15 protein-coding genes are annotated in these 19,392 nt (G+C 62.0%); 8 read left to right on the forward strand and 7 right to left on the reverse strand.

What is annotated here, in order from left to right; genetic code table 11:
- The first annotated feature begins 281 nt into the window (after window positions 1-281).
- The 5 genes from HX866_RS00005 to HX866_RS00025 all read left to right on the forward strand — a co-directional run bounded on the left by HX866_RS00005 (window position 282) and on the right by HX866_RS00025 (window position 6,458).
- Window positions 282-1,199: a glyoxalase gene (locus HX866_RS00005; protein ID WP_177137674.1), complete on the forward strand. Its 918-nt coding sequence runs from the start codon at window positions 282-284 to the stop codon at window positions 1,197-1,199.
- Between the two features lie 76 nt (window positions 1,200-1,275).
- Complete coding sequence (locus tag HX866_RS00010) at window positions 1,276-2,745, forward strand: alginate export family protein (protein ID WP_177137676.1); 1,470 nt, start codon at window positions 1,276-1,278, stop codon at window positions 2,743-2,745.
- A 147-nt stretch (window positions 2,746-2,892) separates the two neighbouring features.
- Window positions 2,893-3,552, forward strand: a complete 660-nt coding sequence (locus tag HX866_RS00015; RefSeq protein ID WP_177093311.1) for a paraquat-inducible protein A — start codon at window positions 2,893-2,895, stop codon at window positions 3,550-3,552.
- The gene (locus HX866_RS00020) at window positions 3,539-4,162 is read left to right on the forward strand and encodes a paraquat-inducible protein A (RefSeq protein ID WP_177093310.1); all 624 of its coding nucleotides are present in this window, start codon (window positions 3,539-3,541) and stop codon (window positions 4,160-4,162) included. Before HX866_RS00015 ends, HX866_RS00020 begins: the two co-directional genes overlap by 14 nt.
- Window positions 4,155-6,458 (forward strand): PqiB family protein, encoded by a 2,304-nt coding sequence (locus HX866_RS00025; protein WP_177093309.1) that lies wholly within the window; start codon window positions 4,155-4,157, stop codon window positions 6,456-6,458. The genes HX866_RS00020 and HX866_RS00025 overlap by 8 nt, the downstream gene beginning before the upstream one ends.
- 64 nt (window positions 6,459-6,522) lie before the next feature.
- Here HX866_RS00025 and mksF read toward each other — a convergent pair whose 3' ends face one another.
- Genes mksF through mksB form a run of 3 tightly spaced genes read right to left on the reverse strand, consistent with a single transcriptional unit; the run spans window position 6,523 to window position 11,343 of the window.
- Entirely contained in the window at window positions 6,523-9,363 is a 2,841-nt protein-coding gene (mksF, locus tag HX866_RS00030; protein ID WP_177137678.1) for an Mks condensin complex protein MksF, read from the reverse strand.
- Window positions 9,360-10,073, reverse strand: a complete 714-nt coding sequence (gene mksE, locus HX866_RS00035; RefSeq protein WP_177093307.1) for an Mks condensin complex protein MksE — start codon at window positions 10,071-10,073, stop codon at window positions 9,360-9,362. Before mksE ends, mksF begins: the two co-directional genes overlap by 4 nt.
- Entirely contained in the window at window positions 10,063-11,343 is a 1,281-nt protein-coding gene (mksB, locus tag HX866_RS00040) for an Mks condensin complex protein MksB (protein ID WP_177137680.1), read from the reverse strand. The genes mksE and mksB overlap by 11 nt, the downstream gene beginning before the upstream one ends.
- Window positions 11,344-11,511: 168 nt before the next feature.
- On the opposite strand from mksB, the gene HX866_RS00045 reads away from it, so the two are divergent.
- The 3 genes from HX866_RS00045 to can all read left to right on the forward strand — a co-directional run bounded on the left by HX866_RS00045 (window position 11,512) and on the right by can (window position 13,449).
- The gene (locus tag HX866_RS00045) at window positions 11,512-12,291 is read left to right on the forward strand and encodes an energy transducer TonB (RefSeq protein WP_177125696.1); all 780 of its coding nucleotides are present in this window, start codon (window positions 11,512-11,514) and stop codon (window positions 12,289-12,291) included.
- Window positions 12,284-12,736, forward strand: a complete 453-nt coding sequence (rimI, locus tag HX866_RS00050; RefSeq protein ID WP_100942348.1) for a ribosomal protein S18-alanine N-acetyltransferase — start codon at window positions 12,284-12,286, stop codon at window positions 12,734-12,736. Before HX866_RS00045 ends, rimI begins: the two co-directional genes overlap by 8 nt.
- A 68-nt stretch (window positions 12,737-12,804) precedes the next feature.
- Window positions 12,805-13,449: a carbonate dehydratase gene (gene can / locus HX866_RS00055; protein WP_177093304.1), complete on the forward strand. Its 645-nt coding sequence runs from the start codon at window positions 12,805-12,807 to the stop codon at window positions 13,447-13,449.
- 141 nt (window positions 13,450-13,590) lie between these two features.
- Here the strand turns inward: can and HX866_RS00060 are convergent, their stop codons facing one another.
- The 4 genes from HX866_RS00060 to HX866_RS00075 form a co-directional block, all read right to left on the reverse strand.
- The gene (locus HX866_RS00060; protein WP_177104737.1) at window positions 13,591-14,766 is read right to left on the reverse strand and encodes a hypothetical protein; all 1,176 of its coding nucleotides are present in this window, start codon (window positions 14,764-14,766) and stop codon (window positions 13,591-13,593) included.
- A gap of 199 nt (window positions 14,767-14,965) precedes the next feature.
- Window positions 14,966-16,663 (reverse strand): acid phosphatase, encoded by a 1,698-nt coding sequence (locus HX866_RS00065; RefSeq protein WP_177137682.1) that lies wholly within the window; start codon window positions 16,661-16,663, stop codon window positions 14,966-14,968.
- A 180-nt stretch (window positions 16,664-16,843) separates the two neighbouring features.
- A complete protein-coding gene (locus tag HX866_RS00070; RefSeq protein WP_177104735.1) occupies window positions 16,844-17,533 on the reverse strand; it encodes an autoinducer binding domain-containing protein in 690 nt (229 codons plus the stop codon).
- Window positions 17,534-17,811: 278 nt separating this feature from the next.
- Window positions 17,812-19,230, reverse strand: a complete 1,419-nt coding sequence (locus HX866_RS00075; RefSeq protein WP_177104733.1) for a short-chain fatty acid transporter — start codon at window positions 19,228-19,230, stop codon at window positions 17,812-17,814.
- Window positions 19,231-19,392 lie beyond the last annotated feature (162 nt).

Genomic DNA, 19,392 nt, shown 5'->3' on the forward strand with positions numbered 1-19,392 from the left:
GCGAAAGCGATTGGGGTTTTGTTTTTGCGCCTGAAAAACCAAAAGAACACCACGCCTCCCATGTAGGAGCGAGCTTGCTCGCGATAGCGGCAGGGAGAGCACTGCAAGGTTCAAGGGCCCCATCGCGAGCAAGCTCGCTCCTACAAGTCGGCGTGTGCACCACAAGGAGATGTTCCTGCCGGGGCCTTGAGACGTAGCACAGGTGTACAAGCAACCCACTGTTTTTCCTGACTTACTGCGCACATCGGCAGTAGAGGCTGCCTATCTTTCAGGAGAGACGCATGCGTACAGGATTCCTTGTTATTTCAACTGCCTTGTTCGGGCTGGCTGGGCCACTGGCAGCTGTCGTTGCCCCCAGCGCAGCGTTTGCCGCGTCCGGCCCTTCGAGTGTCGCAGTAGCTCCCCAATACGACACTTCGCATGTCTATGTGGCGCCGACGGACGTTGACCGATTCGTCCACAGCTTCCTGGCGACGTTTGGCGGCACAAGCACTCCGCAGGTCGTTGCAACGGTCACGCCGACGCCCAGCAGCACCACCTCGCAACTGCTGCAGACGCCGGTCGGCACGGTGTCGCTGTTCGGCTTCAAAACCCCTGTGCCGACACCCTTTGGTGCCGAGCGCTCGGGCTACCTGGTCAAGGATCTCGACAAGGCGATCAGCGAGGCGAAAAAGGCCGGTGCGGATGTGATCGTGGCGGCTTTTCCCGATCCGATTGGACGTGATGTCGTCATCCAATGGCCAGGCGGCGTGAACATGCAGCTTTACTGGCATAACACTCCACCTAGTTATGCGCCATTCCAGACCGTTCCCGAGAATCGGATTTATGTCTCGGCGCAGCGTGCCTCGGCCTATATCAAAGCGTTCACGACGTTCTCCCGGGGCAAGGTCGTCAGTGACGTCAATAACGCGCCAGGGGTGGAGATCGGCAGGCCTGCGGACACCTACCGCCGGGTCAGAATCGAATCCGACTTTGGCAAGATGACCGTGCTGGTCACCGATGGTCACCTGCCTTACCCCTTCGGTCATGAGACCACCGGTTATGAGGTTGGCAACCTCCAGGACACCCTGGCCAAGGCCAAGGCCGCCGACGCGACCGTGATCGTCGAACCCTTCACGACGGGTGCCCGGACGGCGGCAGTGGTGATGTTCCCAGGCGGTTATGTAGCGGAAATCCATCAACTGTCTGCTGCGGGCTAACCCAGGGGGCACGTTCAAGGCGCAGGCAGCGATTACCGGTGTGCCTGCGTCAACGGCCTCTACGAGAACAATCCAGATGGTCAATCCCCCGAAAACGCTTTATTACCGCGTCGCCAGTCGCTGCTTGTTGCTGGTATTGCCTTTGGTCGCACCCATTGCTCTCGCCACGCCTGAGGAGCAGAGCAATACCGACGCAACGTCCGCGCTGAACACACCTGTCGAGGCAAGCCCGTCGCGACCTGCAATCAAAGCCAATCGTTGGCAGGAGGACTGGTCAGCGCTGGTCAATCTACAACTGCACACCGAGCCGCTGGACAGCCTTAAATATATCTCGCTGTCCTCCTACAACCCTGCGACTTACCTGTCGCTCGGGGCCACGCTCAGGGAGCGTTTCGAGTCAAACGACGCGAGCGGGTTTGGTAGCAAGGGCGTTGCCCGGGATAGTTATCTGTTGCAACGGTTTCAAGTCCATGCCGATCTGCACTTTAACGAGCACTGGCGACTCTTTACCCAGTTGGAAGACGCCAGGGCGTATGACAAAACGACCCTGTCGTCCGCCGATCAGGACCGAGCCGACTTGCGTCTGGCGTTTTTGGAGTACACCCGAAAGTTCGATAGCAATACCCTGAAAGCCCGAGTTGGCCGACAGGATTTTGCCTTCGACTTGCAGCGTTTCGTGTCTTCTCGCGACGGCCCGAACGTTCGCCAGTCCTTCGACGCGGCATGGGCCAACTGGGAAACCGGGACCTGGCGCTTCAGTGGTTTCGTCAGCAGACCTGTGCAGTACTTCGATGATCGTCCTTTTGACGATAAATCTGACAGCACCTTTCAGTTTCATATGCTTCGTGCCGAACGTCTGGTCTGGGGAGGGAACGAGTTATCGGCCTACTACGCACTCTATGAGCACGATGCCGCCCGCTACCTGGATGCCAGCGGCAACGAGCACCGAAATGTGTTCGACGCCCGGTTTGCCGGGGCCGCAGCAGGTTTTGATTGGGATATCGAAGGCATGGGCCAATCCGGCTCGGTGGGAGCGAAGACCATTCGTGCATGGGCCGCCGGCTCGCGGGCCGGCTACACCTTGAGCACCTTGCCCTGGCGACCTCGGGTCGGGATTCAAATGGATATCGCCTCAGGTGACTCCCATCCGGGAGACCAGACCCTGGGCACCTTCAACCCGCTGTTCCCCAACGGCTACTACTTTTCGTTGGCGGGTTACACCGGTTACGCCAACCTGATTCACGTCAAACCCTCGATCACCGTTACCCCCATCAGCAAGTTGAGTGTCATGACCGCTGTCGGCCTGCTATGGCGGCAAACCACGGAGGACGCGGTGTACGTGCAGCCCAACCTGCCGGTTTCAGGTACTGCGGGACAAGGTAATCGCTGGACGGGTGCCTACGGACAGATGCGCACCGACTATGCCTTTAGCGCCAACCTGACAGGCGCCATCGAAGCCGTGCACTACCAGATCGGCCAGAGCCTGCGCAATGCGGGTGGGCATGACAGCAACTATCTGGGGGTAGAGCTCAAGTTTGGTTGGTAGGGCTTCGCCGGGTAATCGATTGTCTCTGCGGGTTTCCAGACCAATCCCTGACCAAAGAGCGACCGCTCCCCGACAAATTTGCACAGTTATTTTCGGGCTGGAGCACTAGAATAGGCGCAATCTTCTACAGAGCCTGAGCCCCTACTTATGCCGGATCCGGTTGACACCCCCCAGGTCTCGGAGCTGCCCCTGGACGAGCTGGTGGCCTGTCACGAATGCGACCTGCTGATGCGCAAGCCCGAGTTGGGCCTCGGCGAGAAAGCCCAGTGCCCACGTTGTGGCTATGAACTCTACGCCCATCGTCACAATGTCGTCGAACGCAGCCTGGCCCTGGTGATCGCCGCACTCCTGCTCTATGTCCCGGCGAACTTTTTACCGATCATGCAGCTCAATCTTCTGGGCCGCAGTTCCGACGACACGGTCTGGAGCGGCGTACTGGGCTTGTACCATACCGGCATGTCCGGCGTCGCCGTGGTGGTGTTCCTGTGCAGCATGGGGGTTCCCCTGCTCAAGTTGCTCTGCCAGTTGGCCGTGCTGTTGAGCATTCGCTGGAATATCGGGCGTAGCTACGGCTTGTTGCTGTACCGCATTTACCACCACCTGCGCGATTGGGGCATGCTCGAGGTCTATCTCATGGGTGTGCTGGTGGCGATTGTCAAACTGGCCGACCTGGCGGAGCTGAGCCTCGGATTGGGCTTGGCCTGTTTTGTCGCTTTACTGCTGGTCCAAGTGCTGCTGGAGGTGGTCATGTCGCCCCACCAGATCTGGCAGGCATTATCGGGAGAGGACGAACATGCGGGCGATTGATGCAGGCATCCTGATCTGCACGGAATGCCACGAGCTGAACCGGCAGGAAGAAGACAGCGACGAGCAGGTCTGTACCCGTTGCGGTGCCTGGGTGCACCCTCGGCGTCCCAACAGCCTGATGCGGACCTGGGCGCTGCTGCTGACCTCGGCGATTCTCTACATTCCGGCCAATATGCTGCCGATCATGACCGTCAGCTCCCTGGGCAAGGGTGACCCGAGTACCATCATGTCCGGGGTCATCACCCTGGTGCAGCACGGCATGTTTCCCATCGCCGCGGTGGTGTTTGTCGCCAGTATCCTGGTGCCGACGTTCAAGTTGGTGGGCATTGCCCTGTTGTTGTTCTCGGTGCAGCGCCGCCAGCCGCTGTCGGCCCGGCAGCGGATCATCATGTACCGTTTCATCGAGTTCATTGGCCGTTGGTCAATGTTGGATATCTTTGTGATCGCCATCCTGGTGGCGGTGGTGAACTTTGGCAGAATTGCCAGCGTCGAAGCCAATTTCGGCGCAATAGCCTTTGCCAGTGTGGTGATATTGACGATGCTTGCCGCAGTAACTTTCGATCCCCGACTCATCTGGGACAACACGGAGTCGGACGACGACCATGAGTGATTTGCCAAAAGCCAAAACCCGTCCGGCCTCGACCTGGTCGGCCGTCTGGGTCCTGCCGTTGATTGCCCTGATCATTGGCGGCTGGCTCGGCTGGCGTGCCTACAACCAGACCGGCATCGAAATCCAGGTGCGCTTCGAAAGCGGCGAGGGCATCCAGGCCAACAAGACCGAGATCGTCTACAAGGGCATGCCCATCGGCAAGGTCAAGGCCCTGAGCCTGGATGTCGAAGGCAACACCAAAGGTGTGCTCGCCACCATTGAGATGAACAAGGACGTCGAGTCGTCCCTGCGCACCAATACTCGCTTCTGGCTGGTCAAGCCCAGCGTGACCCTGGCAGGGATTACCGGCCTGGATACCCTGGTGTCCGGCAACTACATCGCGGTCAGCCCCGGGGATGGCGAGCCGGAGCGCAAGTTCAAGGCCTTGAACCAGGAGCCGCCGCTGTCGGACCTCAAGCCGGGCCTGCACATCACCATCAAGGCCGACCGCCTGGGCTCGTTGAACCGGGGCAGCCCGGTGTTCTACAAGCAGATCCAGGTTGGCCAGATCAAAAGTTATGCACTGTCCGCTGACCAGAACATGGTCGAGCTCAAGGTCTTTATCGAACCGACCTACGCCAACCTGGTGCGCAAACACACACGTTTCTGGAACGCCAGTGGCATCAGCATCGACGCCAACCTGTCCGGGGTGAAAGTACGTAGCGAGTCCCTGGCGAGCATCGTCGCCGGGGGGATCGCCTTCGCCACGCCGGAGAATCGCAAAGACAGCCCGCCCACCGATCCGAGCCTGCCGTTCCGCCTTTACGAGGACTTCGACGCCGCCCAGGCGGGGATCCGGGTCAAGGTGAAACTCAGCGACTTCGAAGGCTTGCAGGCCGGGCGTACGCCAGTGATGTACAAAGGCATCCAGGTCGGCAGTCTGAAAACCCTGAAGATCGATCCCGACCTGTCCAGCGCCAACGCCGAGCTGACCCTCGACCCGCTGGCGGAAGACTACCTGGTGGACGGCACCCAGTTCTGGGTGGTCAAGCCGTCGATTTCCCTGGCCGGTATCACGGGCATCGAAGCCCTGGTCAAAGGTAACTACATTGCCATTCGTCCTGGCGACAAAGGCGGTCACCCGCAACGCGAGTTCGAGGCCCGGGCCAAGGCGCCGCCCCTCGACCTGCGCTCGCCGGGGCTGCACATGGTGTTGTTCACCGACAACCTCGGTTCCCTGGACGTCGGCAGCCCGGTGCTCTATCGCCAGGTGCGGGTCGGCTCGGTGCAGAGCTACCAGTTCTCCCGTACCCGCAAGCAAGTGATTATCGGCGTCCATATCGAGAAGGAATACGAAAACCTGGTCAACGCCTCGAGTCGCTTCTGGAATGCCAGTGGCATCACCCTGAGCGGTGGCCTGACCGGCGGTATCCAGGTGAAAAGCGAATCGCTGCAAAGCCTGATGGCCGGCGGCATCGCCTTCGAAACGCCACAGGATAAAGCGCCGCTGCAGAAACGTATTCCGCGTTTCCGTCTGTTCCCCAACCATGATGATGCACAGCAGCAAGGCACCCTGATCACCATTCGGGTCGACCGTGCCGACGGCTTGCGCAGTGGCACGCCGATCCGCTTCAAAGGTTTGGATGTGGGCAAGATTGAAAGCGTCGACCTGAGCGATGACTTGCAGTCGGTGCTGCTCTCGGCGCGGATCACCGAAGTGCCGGAGCGTATCGCCCGGGTTGGCAGTCAGTTCTGGGTGGTGAAGCCGGAGTTGGGTCTGATCAAGACCGCCAACCTGGAAACCCTGGTCACCGGCCAGTACCTCGAAGTGCAGCCGGCGACGAAGAAGCTCGGCGTGCAGAAGGATTTTGTCGCGCTCAAGGACCCGCCGGATGCGGCCGTGCCCCAGGCCGGCTTGAGCCTGACCCTGAGCGCCGCGCGGCGCGGTTCGCTGAAGGAAGGCGTACCGGTGACTTACCGCGAGGTGACGGTGGGCAAGGTCACGGGGTATGAGTTGGGAGCCACGGCGGATCGGGTATTGATCCATATCCTGATCGAGCCACGTTATGCGCCGTTGGTGCGCGGTGGCAGCCGTTTCTGGAACACCAGTGGGTTCGGTGTCGACTTCGGCTTGTTCAAGGGCGCGACGGTACGGACCGAGTCGCTGGAGACGCTGATCCAGGGCGGGATCGCCTTCGCGACGCCGGATGGCGAGCGCATGGGTGTGGCGGCGCGACCGCTGCAGACCTTCCCGTTGTTCGACAAGTTCGAGGATGAGTGGCTGACCTGGGCGCCGAAGATCAGTCTCGGCAAGTAACCGATACCGGGAATGAAAAGGCCGCGATCAATGATCGCGGCCTTTTGCTTTCCGGCTTCTTGAATCAGACCTCGTCCAGCTCCGGTTCCGCCGCTTCACTCAAGCGTGGTGCGCGAACCTCATCGTGCCGGCGGATGTACTTCCAGTCCGCTTCGTCGATATAGATCCCGTTCGGCCCGCTGCCACCTTCCAGGTCGATGGCCACGTGCGCCGAGACCTGGGGTTTCACGCTCGCCAGGATCGGTACGAAGCCCAGTTGCAGGCTGGTCTCCAGCAGCGCCGCCTGGTTGCGTTCGTCGATGTCCGCCGCCTCGTCGAGGTAGTACGGCAGACGCACGCGCCCGGCCTGGTCACGATCCATCAGGTGCAGCAACAGGTACATGTTGGTCAGCGCCTTGATGGTCATGGTCGTGCCGTTGGACGCCGCGCCGTCGATGTCGGTGTGGATCACCGGCTGGCCGTTGACCTTGGTGATCTCGAACGCCAGCTCGAACAGGTCCTTCAAGCCCAACTGGTTGTGGTTCGCCGCCACCAGTCGCGCCAGGTATTCCTTGGCCTCTTCGTTCTTGTTGTCCTGCTCGGCACTCTGGCTCAGGTCGAATACCGACAGCGTCTCGCCTTCTTCGTACTGGCCGGCACTGTGGATGATCTGGTCGATGTGCTTGAGGGCGTCCTTGTTCGGCGCCAGGACGATGCGGAAACTTTGCAGGTTGGACACCTGGCGCTTGTTGATCTCGCGGTTGAACAGCGCCAACTGGTGTTCCAGGCTGTCGTAGTCGCTGCGGATATTGCGCAGGGTCCGGGCGATATCGGTCACCGCCGCGCGGCGGGCCTTGCCCAGGGTCAGGGCTTCATCGGTGCGGTGGTCATAGGCGTTGATCAGCAGTTGCAGGCGGCGTTCGACGTCGTCCTCGCTGTCGAACTTGGCCACGCCCTTGAGACGTACCTGGGCGTAGAGCGCGTCGATCTGCCCGTCGACCCGCTGCAAGCCCTGCCAGCTGTCCTGGTAGTCGTTGAGCAGCGGCAACAGGTTGTCCATGGAGTCGTCGATCGGGTCCATGAACGGCGTGCCGAACGGCAGGTCGGCCGGCAGCAACTGGCGACGGCGCAGGGCGTCGTCGAGGGTGCGCTGCTTGGCTTCCATGTCACCGATCTGCCGGCCCACCAGTTGCAGTTTGGCCGACAGTTGCTGGACACGTTCGGTGAAAGCGTCGCTGGAACGCTTGAGTTCATCCTGGGCGGCTTCCAGCTGTGCCAACTGCTCCAGCTTGTCGCTTTCCTCGGCGCCCAGGGTCTGGGCGCGACGGAAGTCTTCCAGGGCTTTCTGCGCATCCAGCACCTGCTGGTACAGCGCTTCGGTCTGGGTCTTGCTCGCGGCCCGGTCGGCGGCAACGGCCTGTTGGGTTTTCGCCTGCTTGAGCTCTTTCTCCAGGCGCTCCTTCTGGTCGCGCAACGCGGCGCGATCCACCAGGGCTTGCAGCGCCGGTGGCTCGATATGGGACAGGTCGATGGACAGGCCCGGCACTTCGAAGCGCTCGCCCTTGAAACCGTCGAGGATCAGTTCCATGGATTTGACCCACTCACCTTCCTCGTCCAGGGCAATCCCGTGTTCGCCCAGGGGCAAGCTGAACAGGGCGCTGTTGAACAGGCGCATCAGGCGCTCGACATCCTGCTGCGAGAACTCTTCGCGCAGCCGTGCATAGCTGTTGTTGTCGGCGTGATCGAGTTGCTGTTTCACCGACTTCAGGCGTTTTTCCAGGTCGCGCAGGCGCTCTTCCAGGTCCTCGGCACTGAACTGCCGGGACTGGGCCAGGGCGCCGGCGAGTTCGTCGTGGGCATCCTTGGCCGCCAGCAGTTGCTGTTCCAGCACCTTCACATCAGTGACCAGGGCGAAGCGATGCTTGAGCACCGACAGCTCGCCGAGCCAGCGTTGCAGATCGCTGACCGCCCGTTCCAGGCGCATCAGCTCCTGGGTGCTGCTGCGCTGGTCGTTCTGCAGGGCGTCCTGTTCATTGCGGTAATGCTCGGACTGGATCAGCAGCTCTTCCTTGCGCGCACCGGCGTAGTCCGACCAGGTGCCGAGCAACGAGTCCAGCAGCGGCGAGATACGGTGCAGCTTGCCGCGCAGCACTTCGCGTTGGCGTACCCCGGAGGCCAGCGCCTCGACCAGGGGACCGGCGGCGACCATGGCGTTGTAGTCCTGCTCCATGCGTCGCACATCGCGGAAGGCTTCTTCGCAGGCGGCGATATAGTCGACGCTGCCGGAACGCAGACTGTGCTCGAAAGCATCGAGGAACAGCTGCTTGAGCTTGGCCGCAGTGATCTCGCGCATGTGCAGCAGGTTGATGAACAAAGCGCGGAAGGTTTTCAGGCTCTGTTCACTGGTGGAGCGCAGCGGGATCAGCGTCAGGTCCAGGGGAATCGAGGTGTGACCGCCGACCAGCAGGCGCCGCAGTTCATCGGGCTTGAGCTCGTAGGCTTTCAGGCCGTTGCGCTCGAGGTTGTTGAACAGCTCCTTCTGACGCAGGCAGGTGTCGTCTTTCTGGTAGTGGGCCAGGTCCAGGCGTCCGGCATAGGCGAAGAACTGGTGGCCGAAACCGCCGCCGGGGCCGCGTCCGACCACGCCGATGACGTGGGGGCCGTGGGGCAGCGCGACTTCGACGAGGATGTAGCTGGTGTCGGTGGCGAAGTAGAACCGCCGTGATTGTTCCAGGCTGTACTTGCCGAAGCTCATGTCCGACATGCGCGCCAGGATCGGGAACTGCAAGGCGTTGATCGAGGCCGATTTACCCAGGTTGTTCGCGCCGTAGACCGACAGCGGATGTTCCAGGGGAAACAGGCCGAGGCTGTAGCCGGCCGTGTTCAGCAGGGCGAAGCGGCGAATACCGTAGCGTTCCTGGCTCATGCGTCCATCTCCTGTTGCTCGGCGGCAATGGCCCGGGCCAGCGCGTCTTCTTCACTTTCTTCGGTGGGCTCGACGAATTCGCTGAGGTCCAGCGGGTCATCGGTTTCCAGCAGTTTTTCGTCGCTGTCGTCATCCACCAGCACGGGCGTCGGCAACGGCAGCACGCTGTGCAGGCTGGCGGCCATGTCACGGTCCTGCTGGACCGACAGGCAGACATCGAGGAAGCGGTGCATCGGCGGCAGGAAACGGTAGATACCGGGTTCCTCGAGGGCAAAACCGAGCTGGGTCATGCGGCGCATGATCTTCTCTTCCAGCTCCTCCTGGGTGGTGACTTCGGCCTGGACGAACAGGTCGCGGTACTTCTCCAGCAGCGACGGCAGTTCGTCACGCCCGAGGCTGCCGCCATCGAGCACGGCAATCGGGTCGCGGCCCTGGTCGGCCAGGTGTTCCACCAGGATGAAGGTGAACAGCGCCAGGCGCTGGGCGGTCTTGTTCACCTGGGCGGCGGCGTTGTCCGGGACGAAGTAGTAGAAACCCCGGGTGTCGCAAACCAGTTCGAAACCCAGGGCCTTGAACAGCGTGCGGTACTGGTCCTGGCAGTTGGACAGTTGGGCGTACAGCTCCGGGTCGCGGCGGCTGACGTGATAACCCTTGAACAGCTCGCGAAAGATCGGTGCCAGCTGGGACAGTTCGGAAAGATCAAGATGCATGGGGAGTGCTCGCGGAATTCTCGCCGGCTTCTTCAGCACGCGAGAGCAGGGCGAAGGAGCGCAGGCTGACCTGGTGCTCCTGTGTGTGGTAGTCGCGGCGTTCGAGGCGCTCGCGCTGGAAACGTTTTTCCCGCGACAGGCGCGAGAACCAGTAGAGCAATTCGTCGGTGGCGCCTTCCGGCTCCTGCTCCAGCAGCCAGCTCATCAGGTCCGGCATCGGCAGGGCGTCGTTGCAGCGTTCGAGCATTTCCTTGACCGTGCGCGGCGCCCGTGGCGACTCGCCGCCGCTGGACGACTTGTGGGCCTTGGGGAAACGCGACGGCTTGGCTTCGAAACGGGCCAGGGCGTAGACATAGGCCTCGACCTGGCCGGAGCTGCCGAGAAAGGTGCTTTGCGGACGGGTGAACATCGGCATCGCCGCTTGCGGTACGGCGTCCAGGCCCTTGCGCCGGATCACCGACAGGGCCAGGGCGGCGCCACGGGTCACGGCGTTGTGCCGGCGGGCTTCTTCACGCAGCGGCAGCAGCAGTTCGCGGGCGTGGCGCAGGGTCAACTGGGCGCTGGTCTGCATCTCGAGGATGCGCGCGTGGGTGCGCAGCAGCATGTCATCGTCCACCAGGTGGCCGAGGCGCTGCTGTTCACTGAGCATGCGCAGCAGCACGTTCTCGACCTTGCGCACGCCTTGTTCGAAGGCGCCGTCGGCGTTCACCAGCTGGATCATCGGTTCGACGTATTCGTCCCAGGTCGCGAGGACTTCGGCGTAACGCTGGCGCAGGGGAATCTGCCGGTCGCTGGTCTTGGCCCGTTCGGCGACCGCCACCAGGGCCTGTTCGTCGTTGGCGAGCTTTTTCAGTACATCGCGTACGCGCATGTCGAGCAGGCGCAGCTGGCGGGCCAGGTCGTTGCCGTCGCGGATGTCGAAGGCGTCCTGGATATAGCCGGCCAGGCGCTCGAGGTGGCGCAGGTAGGCTTCGATCTCCAGGCACAGGCCCAGGCGGTGCTCGCGGCGCAGGTAGGCGAGGAAGTCGTGGATCTGGGCGTTGAGCTCGAAACGGTTCGGGCTTTTCGCCACGGGGACCAGGATGTCGAGGCGAATCCACACGTCCAGCAGGCTGGTGATGTCCTGGGGCGTGCTGTCCAGCTGCTGGGCAGCCAGTTGCTGGCGCAGTTCACCGAGGCTCAGGGTGCCTTGGTCGAAGTGTTCGCACAGAGGCTCCAGAAGGGCCCAGTGCTCGGCGAGGGCGCGCAAGACGCGCTTGGGTTCGATCATGGGAGAGGCCGGCTGGTTGGCAAATTAAAAGCAGCGATTGTACTGCATGCGGCGTCTGATTTATCCCCAGCTGATCAGAGGCTTGGCGTTCTTGCGATCAACTGCGGGCGATCTTCGCCGAAGGGCGGTAGAATCCCTGCTTTCAACTTATCCACAGATGGCCGACCTTTGCTTATCGAGTCCCGCCGCCGCGCTTATCTGACCGCCATGCAGGTGGTCCACTGGCTGCCCCGCACCGAACTGCCGTTCGCCGCGCCGTCGCGGCCGGAGTTGTTTGTCGAGCTGGCGCCGTTGGTCGAGGTCCAGGCCCCTGTGCCGCAAGCGCGCGAGGCCGCCGAGCCGGTGGCCAGGCCCGCCGAACGGCCGAAGATCGAAGTGCCACGACCGTCGTCGAGCCCGCGGGCGCAAAGCAAGCCGGCGGTTGTCTCTGAAGAGACGCCGGCCCCGGTCAAGGTAGCTCAGGTCCCGCCGCCGCGTTTCGCCCTGCAACTGTTGCGCGCCGGGCGTTGCCTGGTGCTGGTGGAGTTACCCACAGGCGAAGCGTTCCAGAGCCGCGACCCGGCCTACCTGCTGCTCAAGGACCTGCTGCGCGCCGCCGGGCTGCCGGACAGCCCGCAGATCGTCGGCGAGCCGGTGCGCTGGCCGCTGCTGGTGCGTGGCAACCTCGACCAGGGCCCGGACGCCGCACGGGATTTTGTCCAGGGCTTCGTCCAGGCCCGTCGGGAAGAAGGCGAGTGCGCCTGCCTGTGGCTGATCGGTCTGCCGGCAGTGCGTTTTGCCGGTGAAGCGAATGCCGAGTCGTATAACCGTGAACTGCAGGTCGAAGGCCTGGGATCGGCCTGGGCGCTGCCCGGTCTGGAATTATTGATGGATGAGCCACAGCGCAAGGCTGATGTCTGGCAAGCCATGCGCCGGCTGATGGCGCGATGGAAAAGTAACGATGAGTGATGCGGTAAGTTTTCGCCCGATGACCGAGGCGGACCTGGATGCGGTCCTGAAGATCGAATACGCGGCGTTCAGCCATCCCTGGACCCGCGGGATTTTCCTCGATGGCCTGGGCAAGTACCAGATCTGGCTGATGTTCGAAGGCAGCCAGCAGGTCGGGCATGGCGTGGTGCAGATCATTCTCGATGAGGCGCACCTGCTCAATATCACGGTCAAGCCCGAAAGCCAGGGCCGTGGCCTGGGCTTGCGCCTGCTTGAGCACCTGATGTCGCGAGCCCATGCGGCCGAGGCCCGGGAGTGTTTCCTGGAGGTGCGCGACAGCAATCGTGCGGCCTTCCGCCTGTATGAGCGCTATGGTTTCAATGAAGTCGGGCGTCGTCGCGATTACTACCCGGCGGTGGGTGGGCGCGAGGATGCGGTGGTGATGGCGTGTACGTTGGTTGACTGAGGATTTTCCACGTGACCCCAGCCCGGGGTCGGGTGTCATAGCTTCGGACTATCTTGAGGCGGCAGAGCATGAACGAACTACAGGATCTGATTGATAACAACGAGCGCTGGGCTGCTGCGATCAAGGAAGAAGACCCGGAGTTCTTCGCCAAGCTGGCGCGTCAGCAGACTCCGGAGTTTCTCTGGATCGGCTGTTCCGATGCGCGGGTGCCGGCCAACGAAATCGTCGGCATGCTGCCGGGCGATCTGTTTGTGCACCGCAACGTGGCCAACGTGGTGCTGCACACCGACCTCAATTGCCTGTCGGTGATCCAGTACGCGGTGGATGTGCTCAAGGTCAAGCACATCCTGGTCACCGGCCACTACGGCTGTGGCGGGGTCCGGGCGTCGATGCAGGATCGCCAGTTTGGCCTGATCGATGGCTGGTTGCGTTCGATTCGCGACCTGTACTACGAGAACCGTGAAGTGCTGGCAAAGTTGCCCACTGAAGAGGAACGGGTCGACCGCCTGTGCGAGCTGAACGTGATCCAGCAGGTGGCCAACGTCGGCCATACCACCATTGTGCAGAACGCCTGGCATCGTGGGCAGAGCCTGTCGATCCACGGCTGCATCTACGGGATCAAGGATGGGCGTTGGAAGAGCCTGAACGCCACCATCAGCGGGATTGAGCAGTTGCCGCCGCAATACCGGTTGCGCCCGATGGATGCCCCCTGAGGCGCAAACCTTGTAGGAGCCGGCTTGCCGGCGATGGGGCCCTTGAGCCTTGCGGCGCCTGTCCGGACGCCATCACCGGCAAGCCGGCTCCTACAGGATTGTGTCGAGCACAGGTTCTGCGCCCGACACCCGCCTGGTTCGTCAGATGACCGGCAGTGCGGTCATCGGCGCAGGCGCCGGTTTCTTCAACTGATCGAGCTGGGTCTTGACGTCCGTGGTCGTGCACTTCTTCTCGGCATCGGCTTCAGACAACTTGCGCACCGACTCATAGAACAGCACGCAAGTTTTCTGCGTGTTGGTCACCTGCCAGTTGTCGGTACAGCTTTTCAGCAACGCCGCCGGATCGCCGCTCGGCTTCTGGCCCATGCCGGCCTGCCAGCAGGCAGCACTCAAGTCCTGTCCCATCACCTTCAAGCCCGCGGCATCGGCTTTTGCCTGGTCGCCGCCGTAGCTGGCCGGGTCCGCCGCGTACCAGATGTAGCTCGGGTGGTTGGAGCCCAGTACCGGCACCGTCACGCTGCCTTTTGTCGGGCTGATTTCACCCAGCTGCAACACGCCGACGGTTGCGCCGTATTGCTGCTTGATCCAGTTCCGCACCGGCGCACCGAAGGCCACCATCGGCAATGCCGTGCCCTTGGCGGTAATGCTGACTTCCTTGACCATGGTGGTCTGGTAGTCGGTGAAGTAGCTGTAGACCGTTTCCAGGGTGCTGCCGGCGTTGGACGGCGCGGCAATCGGTGCGATGTCGACGATGGTCTGGTAACCCGGCGTCTGGTCCTTGGGGATGCCGTTGTCGGTCAGCAACTCGGCCCAGCGGTCGGTGGTCGCCGATTCCAGGTAGTCCTGGGCCTGGGTCAGTGAGTAATCCGGTGGGAAATGCAGCAATTCGACGCTCTTGCGGTTATCCAGGGCCAGGCCCAGCGGCAGGAACAGGTACCAGTTGTAGGCCCATTTACCGTCGACATTCAGTTTGGAGGCACCCTTGTAGGCCAGCTCGCCGGCATTGAGCAGTTGCTCCAGGGGTTTGTCATAACCTTTCGGCACGCCGCTGAAGTGCGCATAGAGTTGGCCGGCATCGTCCTTTACCGTCACCTTGGCGCTGGTATAGCCGTCACGCTGCACGCTCTGGTTCAGGTAATGCTCGGCGGTCTGTTCCAGGGTCCAGTGGCGATAGCAGATGACATTGCAGTTGTTGGGGTAGGCGAAGAGTTGGGTGACACGTTCCCGGCTGCCCAGTTTCATTTCGACATCGGCGTGGGCGAGGGTGCTCAGGGTGAGCGCCGCTAAGGTACTCGTCAATACAGCGATTTTTGACATGCTCAGATCCTTTTCAGCGTTGGCCTCATCAATGCGGAGGCAGCGCCATACTGGATCAGGTTCGGCCACTAGAAAAGCCGGTAGTCGGTGTTTTTTTCGCGGTTTGACGCAAGTAGGAAGGCTTGTCGCAATTAGCTGTCGGACCGATCCGAAGGAGGGCTCGCTCCCCGTGGGGGGAGCGAGGTGGAAGCGATATCCGTCAGGCCGTGAAGCGCAATGCGTTGGTCAGATCGCCCATCGGTTTCTGACCACGGGACGTCATCGCATCATCGCGTTGCTTGATCCCGTCGAGTTTCTCCAACTGGAACACCCGGGTGATCAAGCGCAGGATCGAGGCGGTGTCATACACCGTGTGATCCACCGTGCCCTTGCGGGCGAAGGGCGAGACCACCAGGGCCGGAATCCGTGTGCCCGGGCCCCAGCGATCGCCTTGCGGCGGCGCCACGTGGTCCCACCAGCCGCCGTTTTCATCGACGGTGACGACCACCACCATGTTTTTCCACTGCGGGCTTTCTTGCAGCACTTTCAGGATGCGGTCGATATGCCGGTCGCCGGACGCCACGTCGGCGTAACCGGCGTGCATGTTCAGGTTGCCCTGGGGTTTGTAGAAGGTGACTGCGGGCAACTTGCCGGCCTGAGCATCGGCGAGGAACTTGTTGCTGCTCGGGTCTTCACCCAGCCCACCATCGCGCAGGCGCTTGGTACGCTCGGCTTGATTCTCCGGCCCTTGCTGCTTGAAGTAGTTGAACGGCTGGTGGTGGTACTGGAAGTTCGGGATCTTCGGAATGCCGCCCGAGTCCTTGAACTGGTCCAGGGTGGTTTGCCAGGCACCGGCGTACCAGGCCCAGTCGACGTTTTTCTTCGACAGCTTGTCGCCGATGTGTTCGTGGCCCTGGGGCACCAGCACAGTGGGCAAGCCCGGCTTGGCGTAGTCGGGGTGATCGGTGTCGCGGATCCAGGTCGGCCAGTAGGGCGGCGCCATGGTGTTGACCGCATAGCCATCCGGAGTCAGGGCGCTGGGACCGAATTGCGGCGCGCCGGTCATGGCGCTGGCCGGGGATTTTTCCAACGGCTTGAGGCGCGTGTCCAACGGGTTATCGCTTTGCAGCGTGGCGATCTGCGGCTTGGCCACCGAATTGGCGGCGTCCGGGTAGAAGGGCACCGCCGCGCTGATCAGGTATTGGTGGTTGAGGAACGAACCGCCGAAGGCACCCTGGAAGAAGTTGTCGCAGAGCACGAATTCCTTTGCCACGTCCCACAGGCGCAGCGAATAACGGTTCTGGGCGTAGTGACCCATGGTCAGGCCGCCGGAGTCGGCCCAGGCGACGAACTGGTCGTTCTTGCCGCCGTTGATCTGCATCTGGTTCTGGTAGAACACGTGCCACAGGTCGCGGGTGACCAGGCTCAGGGGCAGGTCTTCGCCGTTCGGGCCCTTGAGGGCATACGGCGCGTTGGGCAGGTTTTGCTGGAACTGGGTTTCTGCCGGATAGGTCACGCCGTCGACGCTTTGCGGGCCGATCTGCAGGACACCGCCCCAGGCCGGTGGCAGCGTCTGCAGCAGGCTGCCGTCGCGATCATGTTGCTGGTAATCCGCAGGCGCCAGGGCCGACAAGGGCTTCTCGAGCCCGGGGAACTCGGCGAACAGGTTGTTGAAGCTGCGGTTCTCGGCGTAGATCACCACCACGGTTTTCACCTGGTCGTGCAGCGCCTTGTCCAACTCGGCGCCCGACAGCTCGCGGGCATCCGGCTTGCCGGGTTCGCTTGGGGAACCGCAGGCGGTCAGCGTCGCGCCAACGCCCAGCACCGCCACGCCACCGAGAAAGCGGCGGCGACTGGTGTCGGTGGGGTGATCGGTTTCGGGCGCTTGCGACTGGTCGAGGTCTTTCTCGTCACTCATCCTGGGTTCCTGCTGGCTGGGTTTGACGTATCAAAATATTTCGCATCGCAACTTAGCAACGCAATATGACGGAACAGCGACAGATCCATTCTGCCGCCGGGCAGTATGCCCATTGTCGAGGGGATGAGGCAGGGTTTGCGCCAGGTAATTTTACCGAAGCGTCAGCTTTTTCCGTGGACCCTACAGGGCCCCGGATTGAATGGCCGCGACCATCGCCGCGACTTTATTGGTGGTGCCGGTCTTGGTAATCGCGTTGGCGATATGGAAGTTCACGGTGCGCACGTTGAGTTCAAGCAGGAGGGCGATTTCCGGTGCGGTTTTACCGGCGCCCGACCACTTCAGTACTTCGACTTCCCGGGGGGACAGGGAAGGAGGGGAGGATGTCGCGAGGCGCTCGCGGGTGGCCGCTGCGTGCAGGACATTGCACAGCCACAGGATATGTCCGGCCTTGTGCTGGAACTCGTGGTGGTCGATTTCACCCTCGGGGCGGGAAACGCATAGGATGCTCTGGTGACCCTGGATATGCTGAACCGCCTGGGACCAGCCGTAGCGCATGCCAAACGATTGCTTTTTGGCCCAGAACGCGGGTGCCTTGGCAACGGTCTCCGCAGACCAGAGCACGGGCAGGTGCGAATGCCGGGTGCAGGTCAGTACCGGGTCGATCTCCTGGAGGTTGTGCTCCTGGTAGTAGCGGTTCCACTCCTCGGGATAATTGTTCCTTATCCAGGGCGCGGCCCCTTGGCTCAATTTGATATAGCGATAGTAGGCATAACCCAACTGCCAGATCAGGCTGGGCAAGAGCTCGAGCAATTCCTGCTCGTCTTGTATTGAACCCAGACGCTGCAGTTGCTCTTCTTTCCAATGGTTCATGATTCATCCACCTTGCAGCACGACGGGTGGGGCAGGGCACGCTCGGAAAAAATAGATGGTACGGACGTGCTGCTTTGTACGGATAGCCTAATACATGATGCTAATCATTGACCCGAAGAATTTGCCTTCTTGTGGGCTCGTTCAGCAACAATTCAGCATTGTGGCGATTCGCGTCGTCGTTTTTGACGATTGAAATTTTTTTATGATTTTCAGGCTGTGGCGAGCCGAGACAAGCGCGCGGATAACGGCGCTCTTGCCTCGGTTTGCAGGCCTCGAGGTTATGGCATCACCGGCCCGTTGTAGGCCAGGGTGGTCCCCAGGGCCCAGAGCAGGAACAGTACCAACGGTGCATGCACCAGCAGTTGCACGAAGGAGAAACCGATCAGGTCCCGTGCCTTCAAACCCAGCACGCCGAGCAGCGGCAGCATGTAGAAGGGATTGATCAGGTTCGGCAGCGCCTCGGCGGCGTTGTAGATCTGCACCGCCCAGCCCAGGTGGTATTTCAGGTCATTGGCCACCTGCATCACATAGGGTGCTTCGATGATCCACTTGCCGCCACCGGAAGGAATGAAGAAGCCCAGTACCGCCGAGTACACCCCCATCAGCAACGCGTAGGTGTCATGGGAGGCGATCTGGGTAAAGAAGGTCGAGATGTGGTGGGCCAACGTCAGGGCATCAGCGCCCTTGACCGTGGTCATCAGCGCGGCGATGGAACCGTACAAGGGAAACTGGATCAGCACACCGGTGGTGGTCGGCACCGCACGGGCCACGGCATCGAGGAAGCTGCGCGGACGCCAATGCAGCAACGCACCGGCCATCAGGAACAGGAAGTTGTAGGTGTTCAGGCCGGAAATGGCGCTGATCGCCGGTTTGGTCGAGAACTCGTGGAACAGCCAGCCGGCGGCCAGCAAGGCCAACAGGATGGTCAGCAGCGGGCTGTATTCCAGCCACTCGCCGGGCCGTGAGCGCTGGCTCAACGGCGGCAGGTTGAAGCTCGGATCGACGCCGCAGGCCTTGGCATCCCGGGCCGAATCGGGCCCCGGAGCGGTGGCGTAGGCGATCACCAGCGAGACCACGATCAGTGCCAGCAAGAGCACGCCGGACTGCCAGAGAAAGATGGTCTGGGTGAAGGGGATCACCCCGGTGATCGACAGGATCGACGGCGGCAGGCTGGCCGGGTTGGCCTGCAGCTGGGCGGCGGACGAGGACAGTCCCAGGGCCCAGACGGCACCCAGGCCCAGGTAGGCCGCGGCACCGGCGGCGCGGTAATCCATGCGCAGGTCGGTGCGACGCGCGAGGGCGCGAACCAGCAAACCGCCGAAGACCAGGGACAGGCCCCAGTTCAGCAGCGAGGCGACCATGGAAATCAGCGCGACCCAGGCCACTGCCGAGCGGCCATTCTTCGGGATACGGGCGAGGCGGTCGATCAGCTTCACCGCCGGAGGCGAGCTGGCAACCACATAACCGCCGATCACCACGAAGGCCATCTGCATGGTGAAGGGAATCAGGCTCCAGAAACCGTCGCCGAAGGCCATCGCGGCTTCGCTCGGCTTGGCGCCGATGGCCAGGGTGGCGAGGGCAACGACGATCACCGCCAGGGCGGCAAATACCCAGGAGTCGGGAAACCAGCGCTCGGCCCAGTTCGAGCAGCGCAGGGCAAAGCGGGCGTAGCGGCTGGCTTCAATAGCAGCGGCCATGGGAAGGTCCTCTTGTTCTTGATCTTATTAGGGGAGCCACAGGCGCGGCGCTGGGGGCGCAACACACGGGCAGGTGTCCACGATAAATCAATCCTGTGGCATTTTCCGGTTCTCTTTAGTAGCAGAGTGATATTGCCTTTAGTGGACACCGACGATGTCGGC

Origin of the sequence: Pseudomonas gingeri, from assembly GCF_013386165.1 — a bacterium.
Taxonomy (GTDB): Bacteria; Pseudomonadota; Gammaproteobacteria; order Pseudomonadales; family Pseudomonadaceae; genus Aquipseudomonas; species Aquipseudomonas gingeri_C.